At 70.7% G+C, this 20,683-nt stretch carries 16 protein-coding genes, 1 tRNA gene and 2 pseudogenes; 11 read left to right on the forward strand and 8 right to left on the reverse strand.

Translation table 11 applies throughout. From position 1 onward, the window contains the following. The first annotated feature begins 219 nt into the window (after positions 1 to 219). From ACIA8N_RS14395 to ACIA8N_RS14410, 4 genes and pseudogenes are all read left to right on the forward strand, one after another. Entirely contained in the window at positions 220 to 7,392 is a 7,173-nt protein-coding gene (locus tag ACIA8N_RS14395) for a ricin-type beta-trefoil lectin domain protein (RefSeq protein ID WP_365780943.1), read from the forward strand. Between the two features lie 22 nt (positions 7,393 to 7,414). After that, positions 7,415 to 8,119, forward strand: coding sequence for a hypothetical protein (locus tag ACIA8N_RS14400; protein ID WP_365780942.1), 705 nt, complete (start codon positions 7,415 to 7,417; stop codon positions 8,117 to 8,119). A gap of 86 nt (positions 8,120 to 8,205) precedes the next feature. After that, positions 8,206 to 8,386, forward strand: a pseudogene (locus ACIA8N_RS14405) (SAM-dependent methyltransferase); the annotation flags it as partial. 246 nt (positions 8,387 to 8,632) lie between these two features. Continuing rightward, positions 8,633 to 8,800, forward strand: a pseudogene (locus tag ACIA8N_RS14410) (pirin family protein); the annotation flags it as partial. A gap of 96 nt (positions 8,801 to 8,896) precedes the next feature. Here ACIA8N_RS14410 and ACIA8N_RS14415 read toward each other — a convergent pair. Next, entirely contained in the window at positions 8,897 to 10,591 is a 1,695-nt protein-coding gene (locus ACIA8N_RS14415) for an alkaline phosphatase D family protein (protein WP_365780941.1), read from the reverse strand. Positions 10,592 to 10,814: 223 nt separating this feature from the next. On the opposite strand from ACIA8N_RS14415, the gene ACIA8N_RS14420 reads away from it, so the two are divergent. Further along, positions 10,815 to 11,504: a triacylglycerol lipase gene (locus ACIA8N_RS14420; protein ID WP_365780940.1), complete on the forward strand. Its 690-nt coding sequence runs from the start codon at positions 10,815 to 10,817 to the stop codon at positions 11,502 to 11,504. 122 nt (positions 11,505 to 11,626) lie between these two features. Here the strand turns inward: ACIA8N_RS14420 and ACIA8N_RS14425 are convergent, their stop codons facing one another. After that, the gene (locus ACIA8N_RS14425; protein WP_365780939.1) at positions 11,627 to 12,079 is read right to left on the reverse strand and encodes an SRPBCC family protein; all 453 of its coding nucleotides are present in this window, start codon (positions 12,077 to 12,079) and stop codon (positions 11,627 to 11,629) included. 229 nt (positions 12,080 to 12,308) lie between these two features. Here ACIA8N_RS14425 and ACIA8N_RS14430 point away from each other — a divergent pair, with 229 nt between their 5' ends. Further along, positions 12,309 to 12,671 carry a PRC-barrel domain-containing protein gene (locus tag ACIA8N_RS14430; protein ID WP_365780938.1) on the forward strand — a complete coding sequence of 121 codons (363 nt, stop codon included), beginning with the start codon at positions 12,309 to 12,311 and terminating at the stop codon, positions 12,669 to 12,671. A gap of 33 nt (positions 12,672 to 12,704) precedes the next feature. On the opposite strand, the gene ACIA8N_RS14435 is transcribed toward ACIA8N_RS14430, so the two are convergent. From ACIA8N_RS14435 to ACIA8N_RS14445, 3 genes are all read right to left on the reverse strand, one after another. After that, positions 12,705 to 13,169: an ATP-binding protein gene (locus ACIA8N_RS14435; protein ID WP_365780937.1), complete on the reverse strand. Its 465-nt coding sequence runs from the start codon at positions 13,167 to 13,169 to the stop codon at positions 12,705 to 12,707. A gap of 109 nt (positions 13,170 to 13,278) precedes the next feature. After that, positions 13,279 to 14,271 (reverse strand): nucleotidyl transferase AbiEii/AbiGii toxin family protein, encoded by a 993-nt coding sequence (locus tag ACIA8N_RS14440; protein ID WP_365780936.1) that lies wholly within the window; start codon positions 14,269 to 14,271, stop codon positions 13,279 to 13,281. Beyond that, positions 14,268 to 14,879, reverse strand: a complete 612-nt coding sequence (locus ACIA8N_RS14445) for a hypothetical protein (protein ID WP_365780935.1) — start codon at positions 14,877 to 14,879, stop codon at positions 14,268 to 14,270. Before ACIA8N_RS14445 ends, ACIA8N_RS14440 begins: the two co-directional genes overlap by 4 nt. 94 nt (positions 14,880 to 14,973) lie before the next feature. Here ACIA8N_RS14445 and ACIA8N_RS14450 point away from each other — a divergent pair, with 94 nt between their 5' ends. Next, the gene (locus tag ACIA8N_RS14450) at positions 14,974 to 15,891 is read left to right on the forward strand and encodes a squalene/phytoene synthase family protein (RefSeq protein ID WP_365780934.1); all 918 of its coding nucleotides are present in this window, start codon (positions 14,974 to 14,976) and stop codon (positions 15,889 to 15,891) included. A gap of 58 nt (positions 15,892 to 15,949) precedes the next feature. Here the strand turns inward: ACIA8N_RS14450 and ACIA8N_RS14455 are convergent. After that, a tRNA-Met gene (locus ACIA8N_RS14455) sits at positions 15,950 to 16,023 on the reverse strand. Between the two features lie 15 nt (positions 16,024 to 16,038). Beyond that, positions 16,039 to 16,230, reverse strand: coding sequence for a hypothetical protein (locus tag ACIA8N_RS14460; protein ID WP_365780933.1), 192 nt, complete (start codon positions 16,228 to 16,230; stop codon positions 16,039 to 16,041). Here ACIA8N_RS14460 and ACIA8N_RS14465 point away from each other — a divergent pair. Continuing rightward, complete coding sequence (locus ACIA8N_RS14465) at positions 16,217 to 16,690, forward strand: DNA starvation/stationary phase protection protein (RefSeq protein ID WP_365780932.1); 474 nt, start codon at positions 16,217 to 16,219, stop codon at positions 16,688 to 16,690. The genes ACIA8N_RS14460 and ACIA8N_RS14465 overlap by 14 nt on opposite strands. Before the next feature lie 107 nt (positions 16,691 to 16,797). On the opposite strand, the gene ACIA8N_RS14470 is transcribed toward ACIA8N_RS14465, so the two are convergent. Then, positions 16,798 to 17,379: a sigma-70 family RNA polymerase sigma factor gene (locus tag ACIA8N_RS14470; RefSeq protein ID WP_365780931.1), complete on the reverse strand. Its 582-nt coding sequence runs from the start codon at positions 17,377 to 17,379 to the stop codon at positions 16,798 to 16,800. Between the two features lie 325 nt (positions 17,380 to 17,704). Between ACIA8N_RS14470 and ACIA8N_RS14475 the strand changes: the two genes are divergently transcribed. The 3 genes from ACIA8N_RS14475 (at position 17,705) to ACIA8N_RS14485 (ending at position 20,637) form a co-directional block, all read left to right on the forward strand. Then, the gene (locus tag ACIA8N_RS14475; RefSeq protein ID WP_365780930.1) at positions 17,705 to 18,586 is read left to right on the forward strand and encodes an SGNH/GDSL hydrolase family protein; all 882 of its coding nucleotides are present in this window, start codon (positions 17,705 to 17,707) and stop codon (positions 18,584 to 18,586) included. Positions 18,587 to 18,754: 168 nt separating this feature from the next. Beyond that, on the forward strand, positions 18,755 to 19,594 hold the full coding sequence (locus ACIA8N_RS14480; RefSeq protein ID WP_365780929.1) for an alpha/beta hydrolase: 840 nt from the start codon (positions 18,755 to 18,757) through the stop codon (positions 19,592 to 19,594). Between the two features lie 209 nt (positions 19,595 to 19,803). Then, on the forward strand, positions 19,804 to 20,637 hold the full coding sequence (locus ACIA8N_RS14485; RefSeq protein WP_365780928.1) for an alpha/beta hydrolase: 834 nt from the start codon (positions 19,804 to 19,806) through the stop codon (positions 20,635 to 20,637). Positions 20,638 to 20,683: the final 46 nt, after the last annotated feature.

The raw sequence follows: 20,683 nt of genomic DNA on the forward strand, positions 1-20,683 counted from the left end.
TCTTCCGGCGGAGATGTGTGAGGTCTCGATCGGTTCGTCACCAGCGGCTCCATCTAACCCCTTTGGCCGTCGTCGCCGGATTGGCGCGCGTGACGATTGCCACATGATCACAACCCCTGTGGTCATCTTCACGAGAGCCCCCCAGAATCGGCACGTCTGAGAATCGCGTCAGTCGCGGCCGGGCCCGACGGGTCGCCGCACCGTCCGGGGGGACCACTCGTGTCTGCGCCGCTTTCCGTCAGCCGTCGTCGCGTTCGCGCGCTCGGCACGACCCTGCTCGGCGCAGTGCTGCTGGGCACGCTCCTGCCCGCGGAGGCGGCGGCGCTGCCGCCCGACCCCGCGAAGAGCGAGACACCGCGCGAGGAGATCGCGCTCGACAGCCTCCCCACCGACGCCAAGGTCGCCGGGGGAGTCCAGAACACGGGTCTGCAGAGCATCGCGGCCGACACCCCCGCGCCGCAGAACGAGGCTCCGGCCGGGACCGCCACGCCGCCGGCGGGCGGTACGGGCACGGTGACCTTCGGCTCCCCGGCGCCACTCGCGGCCCGGGCCGGCTCACTCGCGGCGGAGTCGGCCACCGCCGAGGAGGGCCTCGAACCGGCAGGTCCGCTCCCGGTCCGCCTGGGTCCCGCTCCGGGGGCCGCCGTGCCCACCGGGACCTGGGACGTCACGATGGCCGACCGGGCGACCACCACCGCCGAGGGCATCGACGGCGCCCTCCTGACCGTGACCGCCCCGACCGGCGGCACGGTCCCCGTCCGGGTGCAGCTGGACTACCGCACCTACGAGAACCTCTACGGCGCCGACTGGGCCTCACGCCTCACGTTCGTCCAGTTCCCGGAGTGCTTCCGCACCACCCCGGAGGCGGAGGAGTGCCAGGCCTACGAGGAACTGGAGACCCTCAACGACACGGACGGCAAGACACTCACCGCGGTCGTCGACCCCGCCGCCGACGGCTCGCCCGCCCCCGCGATGGTGCCCCAGGAGGGCCTGAACACCCTCTCCTTCGCCCGCGCGGCCATCGCCGCCGAGGGCACGGGGGACAGCGCCGTCGTGGGAGCCGTCGACTCCGGCTCCGGACAGGGCGGCAGCTTCAAGGCCACGCCGCTCCTCTCCAGCGGCCAGTGGTCCGCGGGCGGCTCGTCCGGCGCCTTCACCTGGTCGTATCCGCTGACCGTGCCGCCGACCCCGGCGGGCCCCCTGCCCAAGATCTCGTTCGACTACAACTCCCAGGCGGTGGACGGCAAGACGGCCACCACCTCGCCGCAGGCGTCCTGGGTCGGCGAGGGCTGGAGCTATGACCCCGGACACATCGAGCGGCGCTACCGGCCCTGCAAGGACGACACCGCTGCCACGTCCGACGGGGCCGCCAACAACGCGGGCACCAAGCCCAAGAGCTCCGACCTGTGCTGGGTCTCGGACAACGCGGTCCTCACCCACGGCGGCAGCACCGTGGAGCTGGTCAAGGTCGGCACGAGCAACGTCTACCGGCCGAAGACCGACGACGGCACCCGCGTCGAGCGCAAGACCGGCGGCACCAACGGCGACGACGACGGCGAGTACTGGGTCGTCACCTCGCGCGACGGCGTCCGGTCGTACTACGGCCTCAACAAGGTGGTCGGCCACGACGACACCAACTCGGTCTTCACCGTCCCGGTCTTCGGCAACCACCCGGGCGAGCCCTGCCACGCCACCACCTTCGCCGCCTCGCGCTGCGGCAAGGAACAGCAGGCATGGCACTGGGGCCTGGACAAGGTCGTCGACGTCCACGGCAACGTCATGATCGTGAACTGGCGCAAGGAGCAGAACCACTACGCGGTCAACCGCAAGTTCTCCTCCCCCGAGCCCTACGTGCGGGGTGGCGCGCCCGTCTCCATCGAGTACGGGATGCGCGAGGGGGCCCTCGGCGCCGAACCCGCCGCCCGGGTCGACTTCGAGCTCGAGGAACGCTGCCTCCTGGGCGGCTCCGCCTGCGACCCCGCACGCTTCGACAACACCGCCGACCCCGCTTCGTACCGCCCCTGGTGGGACACCCCCGGCAACCTCAACTGCACGTCGGGCTCGAAGCTGTGCCCGGCCTTCCCCTCCTTCTGGAGCCGCTACCGCCTGGGCGCCGTCGCCACGTACGCCCACCGGCCCGGCGCGACCGGTCTCGGCAAGGTCGACCGCTACGTCCTCGGCCACTCCTTTCCCCGTGACTGGTACGACACCGCCCCCGGGCTCTGGCTCCAGTCCATCACTCGCTACGGCTTCGCGCCCGGGGTCACCACGGGCGCCCCGCTGTCCCCGGCGGGCGTCACCTTCAAGCCGTACGTGGTCGGGACCGGCCCCGCACACCCGTTGAACGGCCACCTCCCGGCAGACGCGCAGTTGCCGAACCTCGTCCCCCGTTACGCCGACGACCCCCGTCCGGGCATCACTCGGCCCCGCATCGGCGCTGTCGCCACCGAGCACGGCGGTGACATCGAGGTGACCTACACCGGCGGCTGCGCGAAGGAACCCACCGTCGCGCCCGAGAACAACCACGGCACCTGCTTCCCGGTGAAGTGGTCCCCCGACGCCGAGAACGACTCCCCCCGGACGGCCTGGTTCAACAAGTACGTCGTCCACACCGTCACCGAGACGGACCGCATCACCGGCGTCTCCGACCGCATCGTCACCCGGTACCAGTACGCCGGCGCCGCCTGGGCCAAGAGCGAGGACGAGTTCGCCCGGCCCTCGCTCCGCACCCACAGCGACTGGCGCGGCTACGGGCGCGTCGACACCTACCGGGGCAGCGTGGGCGACTCCGGCGGTCAGCGCAGGGAGCACTCCGCCACCCGCTACTTCCAGGGCACCGGCGGTGCGGTCAAGGACTCGGCGGGCAAGGAGACCCTCGCCGCCGTCGACCTGGAGCCCTACGCCGGCATGACGGCGGAGACGCTCGTCTACGGCGGCGCGGGCGACACGGCAGCGCGGCGCACGCTCGCCTTCCCGTGGAGCAAGCAGACCGCCTCGCGCACGCGGGAAGGCGGTCTCCCGGCGCTGACCGCCGTGCGCAAGGGCATCCGGCGCACCGACGACATCCGCCCGACGAGCGCCGGCTGGGAAGCGGTCCGCACGGAGACCGAGGTCGACCCCGACCACGGCATGCCCGTGCAGGTCGAGTCCTCCGTCGTCACCTGGGACGGCACGAAGGAGGCCGTCACGGATCCCACGTGCGCCACGACCTCGTACGTCGAGCATCCCGACGACACCGTCAACATCTTCGGCCTGGCCAAGGAGATCCGCTCGACGGCGACGTCCTGCGCCACGCAGGCGACGGCCGACCCCGAGACCCGGCTCATCCGCACGGTGCGCACCAGCTACGACGGCAAGGAGTGGGGTGAGAGCCCGACCAAGGGCATGCCGACCGCCACCTCCGAACTCGACGAAACCGGAACCGGTTTCTCCCCGCCGACGACCACCACCTATGACCCGCTCGGTCGGCCCCGCACGGTGACCAACCCGGTCGGTGGCGTGTCCGAGACGATCTACACCCCGGGCGACGAGGGCGGCCCCCTCACCGGCCTGGAGAAGATCAACCCGAAGAAGCACTCCACCAGGACGACCCTCGACCCGGGTCGCGGGCTCACCCTGACCAGCACGGACACCAACAACCGGGTCATCCGCATCGAGTACGACGCGCTGGGACGCCTGGTCAAGGGCTGGTCGGCCGCGCGCTCCGCCGGCGGACCGGCCGACGTCGTCATCGACTACCAGATGGCCCTGGCCACCACCAAGGAGAACCGGCCCACCGCCGTCACCGTCAACTCGCTCAAGGACGACGGCACCACCTACGCCCGTCAGGTCACGCTCTACGACGGCCTGATGCGGCCCGTGCAAGAGCAGCGTGAGGCCCACGGCGCGGGACGCCTTGTCACGGACACCGCGTACGACGACCGGGGGCACGTCAGGGAACGGACCGGTGCGTACCTCGCGCCGGGCGAGCCCCAGACCAAGCAGTTCAAGCGTGCCAACGACACGTTCGTGCCCACCATCACCCGCTCCTCGTACGACGGGCTCGGGCGCTCGACGAAGAACGTCGTGTACCACGGCGGCACCGCGGCCACCAGCAGCTGGACGCAGTACGGGGACAACTGGACGCTGCGGATGTCGGGCACCGGGGCCACCCCCGCGGTCCGCACCCACACCGACGCCCGTGGCCGCGTCACCAAGATCGAACAGTCCACCGACTGGTTCCGCGACAACTGGCGCGGCACGACCTACGGCTACGACGCCCGCGGCAACCGCACCCTGGTGCGCGACCACGCGGGCAACGAGTGGAGGTACACCTTCGACGCGCGGGGGCTGCTGGTGGCCTCCCACGACCCCGACATCGGCGACGCATCCTTCACGTATGACGCGATCGGCCGGCAGACCAGTGCCACCGACTCCAAACAGCGCACCACCTTCACCGACTACGACGCGATCGGCCGTATCCTCGCCGTCCGGCAGGGCTCCAAGACCGCCGTGCCGGTCAAGGAGTTCACCTACGACATGCCGGGCTCGCTCGGCAAGCCGTGGACGTCGGTCCGCCGCGACGCCACGGGCGACTGGATCGAGCGCGTCACCTCGTACGACAGCGAGTACCGGGTCACCGGCAAGGAGTTCGTCGTCCCGGCACACTCCAGTACCGTCGGGCTCGCGGGCACGTACGCGTACGCCTACACCTACACGCCGAGCGGCAAGCTGCTGACGACGACCCTGCCCGCCGTGGCCGGGCTGCCCCAGGAGAAGGTGGTCACCCGCTACAACGACGACGGTCTCGCCGAGTCGACCTCCGGACTCACCTGGTACACCTCCGACGTCACCTACTCCGCCTACGGAGAACCGCTGCGGACCGTCAGCGGCCCGCAGCCCTACCGGGTGTGGACCACCAGCTTCGTCGACCAGAACACCGGACGCCTTCAGCGCACCGTCTGGGACCGCGAGACCGCCGACTCCCACCGGATCACCGACGCGTACTACTCCTACGACGGCGCCGGGAACGTCACGTCCGCCGCGCGGAAGGAGACCACGGGTGCGACGAGCACCTGGGACAACCAGTGCTTCACCTACGACTACCTGGGTGAACTGGTCCACGCCTGGACCTCGAACCGGGCCGGCGGCACCAACAAGGGCTGCGGTGCGGCCGAGGGCACGACCTGGGGCTACCAGACCGACGGACGCCAGTCCTCCGGACCCATCGCCGAGGCACCCGACGCGGTGACCGACGGGGCCACGCCCGACGCCGACCTCCAGAACTCGCTCACGAGAGCGGGCCCCGCCACCGGCAGCGTCACCACGACGGGGGCGGCCTACTGGCAGTCGTACACCTACGACGTCATCGGCAACCGCGTCTCGCTGACCGAGCACAACCCGGCCAACCCGGCGCTCGACCAGCGCGAGACCTACGGCTACGGAGTCACGGTCCAGAACAACGGCACCCAGCCGACCACCCTGGCGCAGCCGCACATCCTCACCTCCGTCGACCGGCCGAGCGGCATCGACCCCACCTACGTGGCCGAGGCGACCGGCAACACCACCGACCGCAACCTGGCGGGCGGGGCGCAGAAGCTGACGTGGAACGCCGAGAACAAGCTGACGTCCACCCAGGGCGCCGGCGACGGAGCCGTGGAGATCGTCTCCTCCGGCAAGTGCCTGGACCTCGCGGGCAACGCCTCCGCCGACGGCACTCCGATCCAGCTGTTCCGCTGCAACGACTCCGCGGCCCAGCGCTGGAAGACCACGGGGGACACCCTGCGCATCCATGGCAAGTGCGCCACCGTCAACGGGACCCTCGTGCAACTGGCGGCGTGCAACGGGAGCACCGCCCAGAAGTTCACGTTCCGTCCCGCCGACAAGAGCGTCCTGCACGCCGCGACCGGCAAGTGCCTGGAGATCCCCGGCGGCACCACGGCCGACGGCACGGACCTCCAGGTCGCGACCTGCGCCGTGGCCGCACGCCAGCAGTGGGTGCGCGCCGACACCGTCACCTACGTGTACGACGCCGCCGGGAACCGGGTCCTGAAGACCTCGGCCGCCGGAAGCACCCTCACCCTCGGGGAGACCGAGGTATCCACCGACCCCACCGGGACGCCGCTCCGGGCGAGCCGGGCCTATGCCCACGCGGGCGCGCCCACCGTGGTGCGGACGAACAGCTACTCCTCGACCGCGCACCGGCTCTACGTGCTCCTCACCGACCCGGTGGGGACGGCGACGACCTCGGTCGAGCTCGCAACCGGGCAAGCGGTCACGCGCCGCTCCTTCAAGCCCTTCGGCGAGACGCGGACCGCGGCGGCCTCCTGGCCCAACAGCCGCAGTTTCCTCGGTACGGGCATAGACGACGCCGACACCGGTCTCACCCACATCGGTGCGCGCGAGTACGACCAGTCGACCGGACGCTTCCTCTCGGCCGACCCCATCCTCGACCTGGGCGACCCGCTCCAGATCAACGGTTACGCCTACGCCAACAACAGCCCGATCACCAAGAGCGACCCCGACGGTCTCCTTCCCATCGAGTGCTGGGAGGGGATAGCCACCTGCTCGGGGAACACGATCGTGGCGGCGAAGAACCCCGCGGTACAGCCGAAGAACGCCCTCACGGAGAAGAAGGTCACGACGAAGGACGGCAAGACCAAGCGGGTGATCTACGACGAGAAGGGCGTCCCGCACACCATCGGCGGACCGGGCAAGATCGAGTCGGAACGCCTCGCGATCGAGTACATGAACGAGGACCTTCGCCAGGAAGGGAAGCTGTACGACCCGAAGACGGGCAACGGCCAGGAGTACCTGTGGCAGGACGACGCGGGCAAGGGCAGCGTGATGGAGGGCAAGAAGGGCCTCGTCCACGACGCCAACGGCGACCACCGGGCAGCGGGCGCCACCGCCGACTTCATCAAGGTCACCTGGATGAACGGCAAGATCGTCAGTGTCGACACCTGGGACGTCAACGAGAGCACGGCCGATCTCGACACCAAGGCCGTGGACAACATCGAGAAGACCGTCAACAACAAGATGGACGTCGAGGCGAAGCACCAGACCCAGAACGTCGTCTTCTGGGCGAACAGCCTCGAACAGGCACAGGCCGTCGCGGAGCGCTTCCACGGCAACGCCAACGTCCGAGTCATCTACAGCTCGGGCAAGCTCGGCGAGACGAACCTCGACACGCACATGGTCTTCCAGGGCTTCAAGGGCGGATGGGGTCCCGAAGGACCTCCGGCGTCGGTCCGGGGCGGCGGCCTCAAGGGCGGTGGAAAGGGAGGACGCGTCGTGGGCGGTGTCGGGGCGGCCATGGACATCACCGGCCTGTTCACCATGGTCGTCCTCGGAATCGCCTCTCAGGGGTGCCCCTACGATGAGGCCACCTGCCGAGACATGAACACCGCCTGACCCGAACGGACCGAGAAGCATCATGAGCAAGCAAGTCGTCACCGTCTGTCTGACGCCGTGCGACCCGGACGAGCTGCGTCCGGCACTCGCGGCGGCGATGGCCCCGTTCGAGTACGACGCGCAGATCGGCAAGCCGGACGAGGAGTGGCAGGGGGAGTGGGACCACTGGTTCCTCGACGCGCATGGCTGGGACCTCACCGTACGGCCCGGTCATGAGGACGATCCGCGGATCATCCGGGGCGAGGACGCCCCGTCACGCCCCCGCTCGCTGTGCGACGGAGGTCCCAAGGGCCTGCTCGACCTCGACACGGGCCGCGCCGCCGCCGCCCGGGAGGCCGGGGAGCGGTGGGACGCCTGGCAGGCCTTCGCCGACGGCTTCCCGCCGAGCCTGCCGTATGCGCACTTCGCACGGAGGGCGGCCGAGGATCCGGGCTATACACAGGACCAGGTGGTGGCGGACTTCGGTGCCCAGCCCTTGATCCGCGCGATCGACCAGGACCCTGCCCTTGAGGAGCGGTTCGGCTGGGACCCCGTGCCGTGGTTCGGCGAGGACCGTGCCGCCTTCGTGGAGCGGGCGGAGGCGGCCGTCCTGCCGACCTTCGCCCTCCTCACGCTCGACGGCCGCTGGCTGGACGGCAACTCCCATCCGGCCCACGTCCGCTTCAACACCTATGTCGACGGCCTTCGGGACAGCACGCTCCTCGTCCGGGTGATGTACCACTCCTGAGCATCGTCCGCGCCGTTCACATCGTCCGCAAGGCGCCGCCCCTCAGGCCCGAGACCCCGCTCGACTTGTCGCCGATGGACCGATGGACCGATGGACCGGAGCCGAACCGATTCGATCACAAGGTGACGCCTGCCTACAGCTGGCCGGCGGACCGCCTCGCCCGAACTGCTGGCCGACGCCGGACTCGTTCCCTTCGCCCGGCTGCTCCACGATCCGGCCCCCGGACGGGGCTTCCTCGACGTCCACCTGCTGGCCCGCCGCCCGTAGGTCCTGCCGGGCGATGTCCGTCGGGTGGTCGGCACGCCTTCGGACTGCCGGCCCGGCGGACACTCGCTGATCCGAGCCTGGTTCCCGGCCGCGGACGTGGGAGGCACGTCGGGCAATGATCGGCGAAGCCGGCCGGCTCCCGTCCTGCCGGCCGCCGCGGTGGTCGCTGCAGGGAACGTTGCTGACCTTTTGCCGGCCCCGCCCATGCGGGAATGGCGTTCACCTGCAGAATCGCCGTGATGGGGTGTGCTGTGGTGGAACTTCGTGGGCCGCACGGACGAGGAGATCCGCGAGGCGAGGGAGGCCTGGATGACGACTGGCCGCTTCGGCGACGTCAAGGGCTACGACGGCGACCGCCTGCCCGCCCCTGAGGTCGCCGCCGCCCACCTCAAGGCCCGGGGAAGGGTGCGCTGAACCGGCGTTTTCTCGGCAGCAGTGGCCTCGGACAGCCGGCCCGGGGCCACTCACCGTCCGGGGAGGGCGTCACCTGCCGTCCGTTCCTGCCGTCCGTCACCTGCCGTCCGTCAGAACCCGGTCGAAGACGCCGACGAGCCGCGCCCCCGCGCGGTCGGTCCCGCGGCGCTCCCGTTTCGCACCCGCCGAGGCCCTCTCCAGCCGCAGCCGCGCCGTACGTCCGCGCAGTGTCAGCGTCATCAGCTGGTTGCCGAACCACGGTCCGCCGGTGCGGTCCCACCGGACCGCCGGTCTCGTGACCCCTCCGTGGCGGGCCAGGAGATGCCCGATCCCTTTGGCGAACCGGCTCCAGCCGAAACGGAATCCGGCTCGTACGGCCTTGGGTACCGAGTTGTGCAGCGGCGAGCAGGTCAGCTGGAAGACGCGGGAGCGCGGCTGCTGCCCGGTGGTCCAGAGGGGCTCCGCCACATACCCGTGATGCACGTCCCCGGAGAGCACACACACCGTCGCCGGGGCGGCGTCGGCCCTCCCCACTTCGGCGACCGTCTCCGTCAGCCTCCGGAACGACGAGGGGAACGCCGCCCAGTGCTCAAGGTCGGCCCGCCGGCGCAGCCGCTCACCGAAACGCGCCCACCGCGGCCCGCGTTCGCCCCGGCAGAGCGCCGCGTGCCAGCCCTCCGCGAAGTGGACCATCGGGGGCAGCAGCCACGGGAGCGAGGTCCCGATCAGCAGGTGGTCGATGCCGCCGGGGTCGTCGACCACCTGCGTCCGCAGCCAGGCCGCCTCCTGGGCGTCCAGCATCGCCCGGTGCTGCTCCTCCAGCACCCGCGCGGCCCGGGTGTCGACCATCAGCAGCCGGGTGCGGCCGAAGTCCCTGCGGTAGCTCCAGCGCACCGTCACAGGCTCGGCGTCGGCGCGTTCGGCGAACGCGCGCAGCACCTCCGTGCCGTCGCCGGCCGCCAGTACCGCCGCGTACAGCTCGTCCTCGGCGAGCTCGGCGGGGGAGAGGTTCCCGAGGTGCTGGTAGACCCAGTACGACATCAGCCCGCCGGTGATCCGCTCGTGCCACCAGGCCGTTGCCCGCATGTCGGCCGCCCAGGCGGCGCTGGTGTTCCAGTCGTCGACGACGTCGTGGTCGTCGAAGATCATGCAGCTGGGCACGGTCGAGAGCAGCCAGCGCAGTTCGGGGTCGCCCCAGGACTCGTCGTAGAGGTGGGTGTACTCCTCGTAGTCGGCGACCTGGTCCGGCGGGGCGGCCGAGCCGGTGCCGGCGGCCCGCCGGTGCCGGGCGATCCAGACGCGTGTGTCTTCGGACGTCTCGTCCGCGTACACCTGGTCGCCGAGGAGGAGGAGAACGTCCGGACGCTGGGCCTCCGGGTCGGCGGCGAGCCGGGCGGAGAGAGTGTCGAGGACGTCGGGGCCCACCGGATCGGGCTTTCCCACGGCAGGCGCCGCCCACCGGCACGAGCCGAAGGCGACCACCGCGCCCGTCGCCGGGACCGGCGGCGTGTGGATGGTGCTGGGCGGCTGGGGCGAGTCCGCGAGGGGCCACACCCGCTCGCCGTCGAGCAGCACCTCGTACGCCGTGGCGGATCCTGGGGCGAGTCCGGTCACGACCACCAGTGCGTAGTGGTGGCCGGCGACGCGGAACGTCGGAGCCGTACCCCCTGCGCCGTCCGTGCACCGGACCTCCGCCGTGCACGCCCGGTCGGTCTCGACCCACACCGTCGCGCTCGTGCCCGACTCCCAGTCCACGTGGCGCAGGAGCGGTCCCAGCCTCAGACCGGCCATCGCGAGTCCCCTTCTGGCGCTCCGTACGGCACAGTCGGCCGCTCCATCCAGTATCGAACGTCGGCGGAGAGCGTGCTGTTGCGCGCCCCGCCGCCCCGCGCCGGGACCGGCGGACGACTCGGCGGGGTGCTGTCACGTTTCTGCGGTGAAACGCTGCCTCCGAGCGGGTGAGTGCCGTGTGCAGGCCCTGCCGTTCCTCTGGGCGGCGCGCTACAAACCGAACGTGATCAGGAACCTGTCGCGGAGCTCGTCCACGCTCCTCCTCGCGCTCATGCCCCTTCTCCCCACCTCCGGCCCCGCGTCGGCAGCCGACGGCCGGCACAGGGCCGTCCAGCCCGACCCCGTCGTCTTCGTCCACGGCTGGAACTCCGACGGCTCCACCTGGCGGACCATGGCCGACCGCTTCCGGGCAGACGGCTGGCCGATCGGCCACCTCGACCAGTGGACCTACGACGCCACCCGGTCCAACGCCACCACCGCCGAAAAGCTCGCCGAGGAGATCGAGCGGGTCCTGGCCGCCACCGGCGCCGCCAAGGTGGACGTCGTCACCCACTCGATGGGCGCGTTGTCCTCCCGCCACTACCTCAAGAACCTCGGCGGCGCCTCCAAGGTCGACGCGTGGGTCTCTCTGGCGGGTCCCAACCACGGCACCGACGTCGCGCGTCTGTGCGGAGGTGCTCCGTGCGTCGAGATGCGGCCGGGGTCCGACTTCCTGAACGTGCTCAACGCCGGTGACGAGACCCCCGGCCCCCTCCGCTACGCCACCTGGCGCTCGCCGTGCGACATGGTCATCAGCCCCAAGGACAGCGTGGTTCTCTCCGGCGCGGCCAACAGCACGACCGCCTGCCTGGGCCACAGCGAGCTGCACACCGACCAGGCGGTCTACGAGGAGGTCAGGAAGCACATCCGCTAGCCGGGCGGACGCGTGCGACGGCCCTGCCGCCTCGCCCGGCGGCAGGGCCGTCGTCCCGTCTACCTCGATGCCTCATCGGCCGCTGAGGGCCGGCCGGGCGGCACGACGCCGGTCGCCGGACCTCACACCGAGCCGCGCCACGCGCCCGTCTCCTGGCCTCCGCGCTCTTCGATGAACGACTTGAACCGTTCGAGGTCGCCCGTGACCTTCCGCTTGACGAACCCGAGCTTGTCACCGACCTGCTCCGTCAGCCCCTCGGGTGCGAAGTCCATCTGGAGCATGACCTTCGTCCGGGTCTCGTCGAGGCGGTGGAACGTGACGACGCCGGCCTGCCGCGCCTCACCCTCGACGGTCGTCCAGGCGACGCGCTCGTCCGGGATCTGTTCGGTGACGACGGCGTCGAACTCGCGGCGCACTCCGCCGATCTCCGTGACCCAGTGGGTGAGCGTGTCCGTACGCTGCTCGATCCTCTCCACGCCGTCCATGAAGCGCGGGAACGTCTCGAACTGGGTCCACTGGTCGTACGCGGCGCGGACCGGGACCTCGACCTCGACGGACTCCTCGACCTTCGACATGGGAAAACCCTTCTCGTTCGGGAACGGGTTACGGGGATTCGCGTAACCCGCACTCGAGAACTCACACCTCCTTCAGGAAAACCGAACGAGGACGAGGCCGGGTACCGGCCCGCCCGCGGTCTCCCCCCAGGCATACGGGCTGCGGAACGGGGCACCCGAACGACGGCCGGGAGAACATGCCCCGGCCCGATCGGAACGCCATCGATTCCCGAACAGGAGTTGTTCGTACGTGACTGAGAACGCCTGGAACTACCGGCCGTCCTTCAACTACGCCGTCGGCACGGACCTCACCGGCTACAAGGTGGAGGCGCTCGACGGGAGCATCGGCAAGGTCGACAAGCACTCCGAAGAGGTGGACGACGCCTACGTCGTCGTCGACACGGGTGTGTGGATCTTCGGCAAGGAGGTTCTCCTGCCCGCGAACACGATCTCGCGCATCGACGCGGAGGACCGGAAAATCTATCTGGACCTGACCAAGGAACAGATCCAGAACGCCCCCGAGTTCCACCGCGAGAAGCACCTCGACGAGGTCGCGTACCGCGATCAGGTGGCTTCGTACTACGGATACACGGGTGGCGCCGGCCCGCTGTAACCCCGCAGGCCATCGGGCGTGGAGCTGCCGCGGCTACCGTTCGTCCCCCTCGTGGTGGCTCCCGCCGCCGGAGTCCGCGTCACGGCCTCGGGATCCGGTCGAACAGGCCGGGCGGAAGCAGGCCGTCACCGTCTTGCCGCCGTGCCGCTGGCACTGCATGCTCCACGTGTCCGCGAGGGCCTGCACGATGCTCACGCCCCGGCCGGACACCGCGTCGCCGTCGGCGTCACGGGGCCGGGGCAGCGTCGGATCCTCGTCGTGGACGTTGATGTGGAGGCAGTCGCCGTCCCAGGTCAGCACGAGCTGTGCGTCGCTGTGCGCGTGGACGTGGGCGTTCGTGAGCAGCTCGGAGACGGTCAGGACGATGGAGTCCACCGTGTCGGGTTCCCGCGCGGCCCACGGCAGGGACGCCAGATGCTCCCGCGTCCACTGCCGCCCGGCCCGTACACCCCCGGACACGGGGAACGAGTGCGCCCAACCCATCGCCTTGACTGTCATGTTCTTCTCTCCCCGGGAGCGGTCGTGAACGCGGTCCGCGTCGCTGGTCCGTACGGGAGACGCGTACCCGGCGTTCGCGTCGGCAGGCGTCCCGAACGCCGGGTCGGTTTCAGCGGGACGCGCCGAGTACCGGAGCGAGGGCGGCCAGCAGGCGGGTGCCCAGATTCCGCCTCGCGCTCTCGGTGTCCGGGTGGGCGTCGTCGAAGCCCGTCCAGTCCACCTCGCGGACGGCGTTCTCGAACATCCCGAGGCTCAGTGGTTCGTCCGGGTGGCCCGGCCACTCGTCCGCCTCGCGCAGCACCGTCTCCAGGAGGGCGAGTGGCAGGACGCAGCTCTCGGCGAGGAGAACCGCGTCGTACAGGTCCTTGGCCTGCGGATACATGTCGCAGCTCAGCCACATGAGCTTCCAGGCCAGGGACAGTTCCCGGTCCGCGGCGGGCAGGCGGACGCCGGCGACCTCGGTCGGGCGGGGCGGGGTCGGGAGTCGTTCCTGGAAGACGAAGTCGAGCTGGACCTGGCCGCCGGGCAGACCGGGGGCCGTCCACGGCAGGACCAGACGGTGACCGGGCACCCGCTCGTACGTCCAGATGTGCTCGGACACGGCGCCGGCTGCCGAGATCGACAGGTCCGCACCGTTCTCCTCGGCAAGGCGCTCTGCCGCGTCGGCGATGCCGCCGAGCATGGCGCGGGTACGCGGCTCCTCGATGCGCCAGGTCTCGGGGACGACGACGAAGTCGATGTCCTTCGGGGCGCGGGCGGCCTCCGCGAACCAGGCGGACATCAGCATGCTGCCGCGCAGAACGAGGGAGTCGGCCCACGGCGAGCCGGCGACGGCCGCGAGAACGAGCTCCAGTGCCGCGCGCCGGGCCGCCTGCCAGCGGACCCGTAGCTCCGGGTCCTCGACGACGCCGTCACCGGGCCGGTAGGCCTCGTCGAAGTGCTTGAGGGCCGGATCGAAGACCCGGTGCCGGACGGCCGCGTCGCCTATGCCGGCGGTCAGGGTGTGCGGGAGTTCGTCCCTGCGGCGCGCGTGGTCGACACGGAACTCCGCTCCGGTGGCGGACCCGTCCGGGACCGGCGGTGTCAACTGCTTCTCGTTCATACGGCCTCCTCCAGCCAGCCCTCGTCCCATGACAGGTCGCTGTCGGAGAGGACGAACTCCCTCTCTTCGGAGACCAGTTCGTGCCCCGCGGCGACCAGTGTGGTGACGAGTACGCCGCAGGCGGATCCTGCCGCGTCCGCGGGCCCCGGGTGCCGCTGGGTCACGAAACGCCCGTGCCGCCCGTCCGGACCCGGCAGCAACCGGCGGGCGTTCCAGGAGACGTGGGCACCGTGCGGCATGACGAGGGCCTCCAGCGCGGCCCGGTCGTACCCGGCGGGCAGAGCCAGCTTGAGATGGTGCTCGTAGTAGCCCCCGCCGGGGCCCGCGGGCTCCGTGCTCCACGGCACCGTCTCGACCTTGACCCGCACCGGCTCGAAACCGGCCTCCCGCAGCCCGGCCACGACGGCCGTATGACCGGTCCTGTCGGGCAGGGTGAGCATCGGCTGGACCGGCGTCCGACCTCGGGCCAGGACGATGGTGGTGACCTTCAGACCCCGGTCCGCCGCCCACACGTCGAGCCGGAGCCGTTCCTCCTCGGTCCGGCACCGGACGGTCACATGCGTCTCGTAGACCTCGTCGAACTCGTCGACCTCGAACCCCTCGTACACGGCGGAGAGTCTGGCAGAGAGGATGCCGGGGGCTCATCCGGATTTTCTGCCCGAGCGCCCGTAAGCTCGCAGCCGACGACGACAGGAGACCGGCATGTGGAAGCGGGCCCTCGACCGGGCCGGGGTCGAAGAGCCGCGGCTGCGGCAGGACTACACAAGGCAGCGGCGGGCCGTGCGGAGGTACAGGACCGCCGAATACGCGGCCGCGCGGTTGCTGCTCCCCGCCGCACTGCTTCCGCACGTCGTGGCCGCCGTCGCGTTCATGCACGACACCGACGACCGGATCGACCGCGGAACACCGGACGAACGGGTGGCGGCCCTCGCGGAGTGGGACGGGCTCGTACGGAAGGCCTTCGCCGAAGGCGACTCCGGACTGCCCGTGCTGCGTTGTCTGGTGCGCACCGCCGAACGCCACCCGGACGTGCGCGCCCATGTGGACGAGTTCCTGCGGGGATGCGAGCGCGAGGTCGCGTGGCGGACCCTCACGGACGACGAGGAACTGGAGCGGTACGTACGGGAGTACTCCCTGCCCGCACTGATGCTCACGGCCTGTCTCCTCGCGCCCGCGGACGCGCCGGCGCGGGAGGTGTTCACGGACGGCTGCCACCGGCTCATCCGCGCAATGCAGCGCATCGACTTCCTGGAAGACCTGCCCGAGGACGTGCGCGCGGGCCGGCCCGGCGTTCCCGCCGACGCGGTGGCACGCCACGGCGCGGACCTCACCCGGCCCGGCGCGGCGCTGGGCCGGCTCGTCGGGGAACAGGCGGACCGGGCCGCCACCGACCTGGCGGCGGCCGCCCTCCTCGCCGGCGTGGTGGACCCTTCGTACCGGCCCTTCCTGCGGGCCCTCGTCGGCGTCCAGCGCCTCCGCCTCGACGCGGTACGCCGCGCGGGCGCGTCCCTGGCGACACGGAGCTCGGGCCCCTCGGCGTCGGCGGCGGCCGTACTGCTGCTGCGCGAGACGGCGGCCCGAACCCGCCGCGCCTCATGGGCCGGGCCCTCGGGTGCCTGAACTGCAGGTGCACGCATGAGGCCCGGATCCTGTGGATCCGGGCCTCATGTCACTTCAGTAGCGGGGACAGGATTTGAACCTGCGACCTCTGGGTTATGAGCCCAGCGAGCTACCGAGCTGCTCCACCCCGCGTCGGTAGGTACAACACTACGCCACCCACGGCACCACCAGGACCAGGCCGCTTTCGCTCGTCCCCAGTTCGGACGAGGAGCTGAACCCCTTGGGGTCCGCGGCCGTACACAGCGTCGAGGCCGTCGGCGCTCCAGGCGGGTGCGTACGACGGCCGGTGTTCATCTCGACGACACTCCCGAAGGACCGCAGACCTATGACGATGATCAACAGCCCCCTCCCGGCGGGCGACCGCGAGATCGCGGGTGCGGCTCTGCAGGCGACCCTGGTCGACCTGCTCGACCTGTCCCTGGTGGCCAAGCAGGCGCACTGGAATCTGTACGGCCCGCGTTTTCGCTCGGTCCACGTTCAGCTCGACGAGGCTGCCACGATCGCACGCGACTACGCGGACACAGTGGCCGAACGCGCGGCTGCGCTGGGAGTGAGTCCGGATGGGCGGGCGGTCACCGTCGCGGGCACCAGCGGCGTGCCTGCCCTCCCGTCGGGCTGGACGAAGGACGGCGACGCTGTCGACGCCCTGGTGCATGCGCTCTCAGCGGTCATCGGGAGGGTGCGGGAACGAATCGAGGAGACCGGTCCGGTGGACGCGGTGAGTCAGGATCTCCTCATCGGACTGACGGCTGAACTGGAGAAACAAAGCTGGATGTTCCAGGCGGAGAACAGGGCCTGACACCCGCCTTGGGGCGGCGCCGGATGGGACGGCGACGGCGAGTCCCGTCCGGTTGCCGCGGCGCGGAGCGCGGACGACCGAGCCGGGACCACCCGCCCGCGCTGTGGCTACATGCCGAACACACCTTGTTTCCCCAAGGCCTTGCGCAGTGCCCGCACGGCGTAGAAGGCGCGGCTCTTGACGGTGCCCGGCGGGATTCCGAGGTGCTCGGCCACCTGGGCCACGCTGCATTCCAGGTAGTACATGAGGTGGATGACGGTCCGATGCTGCTCCTTCAGCTCCCGTAGCGCCTCCAGCACCGCGTGGGAGGTGATCGTGGATTCCGTGCCGTCCCAGGAGGTGTCCAGATCCTCGACCGCCATCAGATCCAGCGGCCGGACCTGCCGAGCCCGGTGGTGGTCGATGACCAGGTTCCTGGTCACGGTGAACAGCCACGGCCGGATGTGTTCGCCGCGGGCGCCCAGGAGCCGGGAGTGTTTCCAGGCGCGCGCCGCGGTCTCCTGGAGGATGTCCTCCGCCTTGTGCCAGTCACCGTCCAGCAGCCGCGCGGCGTATCGGACGAGCAGAGGGCCGTACTGCTCGTAGATGTCTCGTATGAAGGCGTCGCCGTCGGTGTCCGAGGCGGCGTGCCGGGCATGTGCCCGAGTCGGAGCGAGGGTGGCCGTCCCCGCCTTCATGATCCCGTTCATGGGTGGTGCTCAATTCTCGTCAAGTGTTCCGTGGCGTGCTCTCCCCCTTGCGCGAGGAGTGGCTCAACACTCGGCGGGACCCCTTCTCCAAACCTTGTCGTCTCCTTGTCGCGCCGGCCCGGCCGCGGGGTGTGCAGCGCGAAGCGACGAGTTCGGCGTCTCCGACGTGCGGCGGGAGACGTCCGGCGTGGTGGCGGAGGGAGCCCGCCAGACGTGAACCCGGTGCGTGCTGCGGTCGTAGGGACGAAGGACACGTCCGCGCGCGGCGCGTGCCCAAGGACGGGCCGCCGACTCGTGCGGCCACTTTCCATTTCAAGGGGACTTCATGGCCCGTTCTCACCCGAACTCGAAGATCCGCAGAGGAGTGGCCACGGCCGCCGTTCTCACCACGTCGCTGCTGACGTCCGGGGCCGCTCCGGCCGCCGCGACCGGCGTCTCCGGGCAGGGATCCTTCGAGCACTACGTCGCCCTCGGAGACTCCTACGCCGCGGGAACAGGCCTGCCCCTGACGACGGACGCCACGTGCATGCGCTCCATGGGCAGCTACCCGGCGTGGGTCGCCGAGACGTACAAGCCCTCCGTCTTCAAGGACGTCACGTGCGGCGGAGCCACCACGCGCTCGTTGTGGAACCACGAGGGATCGGCCGCACCCCAGGTCAACGCCCTCACCCAGGACACCGACCTGGTGACCGTCACACTCGGCGGCAACGACCTCGGCTTCTCCGACGTGCTCACCAGATGCGTCCTGGCCGGTCTCACCACCCGGGAGGGAACTCCCTGCCGGGACGCGGCGGCCGAGGAGGTGGACGCTGGCTTCGCGAGGCTGAGCACGCGTCTGCCCGACATGCTCGCCGACATCAAGCGGCGCAGCCCCCGAGCGCGTGTCGTCGTGGTCGGGTACCCCAACCCGTTCCCCCTCGACGGGAGCGGCTGTGGTTCCTCCGTGCCTCTGGCCAAGGGTGACGTCACCTGGCTCCACCAGACCACGAACCGGCTGAACCTCATGCTGGAGATGTCGGCTCTCCTGAAGCAGGCCGAGTTCGTCGACACCTCCTCGGTGTTCCGGGGTCACGACATGTGCCGGCCCCCGTCCGGGCAGTGGATCAACCCGCTGCTGCCCCGGACGTCGGGCTCCGCCCACCCCAACACCGTCGGCCACCTGATGACCGCCGTCGAGGTGTACGAGAGGCTCGAGAACGGCGCCTGACGCCTCGGGGTCGGCGGTCCCGAAGGCCGGCCCGGTCGGCCTGTCGGTCGCAGCCGAGGTCACCGCCGCCGGTGAACCGCGGCGCGGGGCCGCTCGTAGGAAGCGGTGACGCCCGCCCACATGAGAGCCCTCACCGGGCGTCAGCCCTCACACAGAAGGACATCCAGAATGCGCATCACCCGACCGACCAGGCCAACCCGACCGGTCGCCCTGCTCGGCGTCGCGGCCGTCGGCCTTTCCCTCACGGCTGCGACCCTGCCCGGTCAGGCCGAGACGTCGGCCCGCCACCATCCGGACCGGCCGACGATCGTCCTGGAGCACGGGGCGTTCGCCGACGCCTCCAGCTGGGACGGGGTCGTCGAGCGGTTGCAGCGGGTCGGCTACCCGGTGGTGGCCGCCGCCAACCCGCTGCGCGGACCGGCCACCGACGCCGCCTACCTGCGCAGCGTCGTCGAGCACATCGACGGCCCGGTGGTCCTGGTCGGCCATTCGTACGGCGGCACCGTCATCAGTCAGGCGGCCACGGGCCTGGAGGACAAGGTCAAGGCTCTCGTCTACATCGCCGCGTTCCTCCCCGACACGGGTGAGAGCTCGCTGGGGCTGACGAACAAGTTCCCCGGCAGCACCCTCGGTGAGGTCGTCGCCCCGGTGAACTACACGCTTCCCGACGGAGCCTCGGGCGCTGACGTCTTCATCAAGCCGGACAAGTTCCACCAGCAGTTCGCCGCGGACGTCCCGGCGGACAAGGCGCGGCTCATGGCCACCGGGCAGCGTCCGATCGCCGCCGCCGCGCTGGAGGAGAAGTCCACCCGTGCCGCCTGGAAGACGATTCCCTCCTGGTCGCTGGTCACCACAGGGGACCGGAACATCCCCGTGGCGGCCCAGCGCTTCATGTCGGCCCGTGCGCACGCCCGTACGACTGAGATCGACGCCTCGCACGCGGTGTCCGTCTCGCGTCCCGACGCCGTCGCCCGCATCGTGGAGAAGGCGGCCCGCACGGTCCGCTGACCGGGACCTGCCGATCCGGCCAGGAGGCCGTTCCGGCAGACGCCTTCGCCGGCCGAGTCGCCCGGACGGTGAACCGCGCTCACCCCGTCACCGTTTTCAGGACGACGAGGTGCCGACGCCGGACATCCGAGGTCAAGGCCCGTACGGACCGCCGACCACACCCGACCATCACCTCGCACCACAACCCACATCGAGAGGCAGCAACCACCATGCCGTTCATCACCGTCGGCCAGGAGAACTCCACCGGCATCGACCTCTACTACGAGGACCACGGCACAGGGCAGCCGGTCGTGCTGATCCACGGCTACCCGCTCGACGGCCACTCCTGGGAGAAGCAGGCCGCGGCCCTGCTGGAGGCCGGATACCGGGTCATCACCTACGACCGACGCGGATTCGGCCGCTCCAGCCAGCCCACCACCGGCTACGACTACGACACCTTCGCCGCCGACCTGAACACCGTCATGGAGACCCTCGACCTCGACGACGCCGTCCTCGTCGGCTTCTCCATGGGCACCGGCGAAGTCGGCCGCTACCTCGGTACCTACGGCTCCGCCCGGGTCGCCAAGGCTGCCTTCCTCGCCTCGCTGGAGCCGTTCCTGCTCAAGACCGACGACAACCCCGAGGGTGTCGACGGGAGCGTCTTCGAGGGCATCAAGCAGGCCGTCACCGCCGACCGGTACGCCTACTTCACCGCGTTCTACCAGGACTTCTACAACCTGGACGAGAACCTCGGCACCCGGATCAGCGAGGAGGCGGTCCGCAACAGCTGGAACGTGGCCGCCGGCGCCTCCTGGTACGCCTCGCTGGCCTGCGTCTCCACGTGGACCACCGACTTCCGTGCCGACATCCGGAAGGTCGACGTGCCGGCGCTGATCCTGCACGGCACCGCCGACCGCATCCTGCCGATCGAATCCACCGGCGAGCTCTTCCGCAAGGCGCTCCCGCAGGCCGACTACGTCGTCGTCGAGGGCGCCCCGCACGGCCTGCTGTGGACCCACGCACAGGAGGTCACCGACGCCCTCCTCGCCTTCCTGGCCAAGTAGGAGGCCGAGGCCGGCCTCTCACCGGCCGGACGGAGACCCGTAGGCG

Origin of the sequence: Streptomyces sp. NPDC051822 (genome assembly GCF_044452745.1) — a bacterium.
Lineage (GTDB): Bacteria > Actinomycetota > Actinomycetes > Streptomycetales > Streptomycetaceae > Streptomyces.

Bases quoted from the DNA above. Each gene is read 5' to 3' on its own strand.
- ACIA8N_RS14415 (WP_365780941.1), bottom strand. From the start codon at position 10,591: ATGGCCGGTCTGAGGCTGGGACCGCTCCTGCGCCACGTGGACTGGGAG.
- ACIA8N_RS14450 (WP_365780934.1), top strand. From the start codon at position 14,974: ATGTGGAAGCGGGCCCTCGACCGGGCCGGGGTCGAAGAGCCGCGGCTG.
- ACIA8N_RS14485 (WP_365780928.1), top strand. From the start codon at position 19,804: ATGCCGTTCATCACCGTCGGCCAGGAGAACTCCACCGGCATCGACCTC.
- ACIA8N_RS14435 (WP_365780937.1), bottom strand. From the start codon at position 13,169: ATGACAGTCAAGGCGATGGGTTGGGCGCACTCGTTCCCCGTGTCCGGG.
- ACIA8N_RS14480 (WP_365780929.1), top strand. From the start codon at position 18,755: ATGCGCATCACCCGACCGACCAGGCCAACCCGACCGGTCGCCCTGCTC.
- ACIA8N_RS14425 (WP_365780939.1), bottom strand. From the start codon at position 12,079: ATGTCGAAGGTCGAGGAGTCCGTCGAGGTCGAGGTCCCGGTCCGCGCC.
- ACIA8N_RS14440 (WP_365780936.1), bottom strand. From the start codon at position 14,271: ATGAACGAGAAGCAGTTGACACCGCCGGTCCCGGACGGGTCCGCCACC.
- ACIA8N_RS14475 (WP_365780930.1), top strand. From the start codon at position 17,705: ATGGCCCGTTCTCACCCGAACTCGAAGATCCGCAGAGGAGTGGCCACG.
- ACIA8N_RS14465 (WP_365780932.1), top strand. From the start codon at position 16,217: ATGACGATGATCAACAGCCCCCTCCCGGCGGGCGACCGCGAGATCGCG.
- ACIA8N_RS14400 (WP_365780942.1), top strand. From the start codon at position 7,415: ATGAGCAAGCAAGTCGTCACCGTCTGTCTGACGCCGTGCGACCCGGAC.
- ACIA8N_RS14470 (WP_365780931.1), bottom strand. From the start codon at position 17,379: ATGAACGGGATCATGAAGGCGGGGACGGCCACCCTCGCTCCGACTCGG.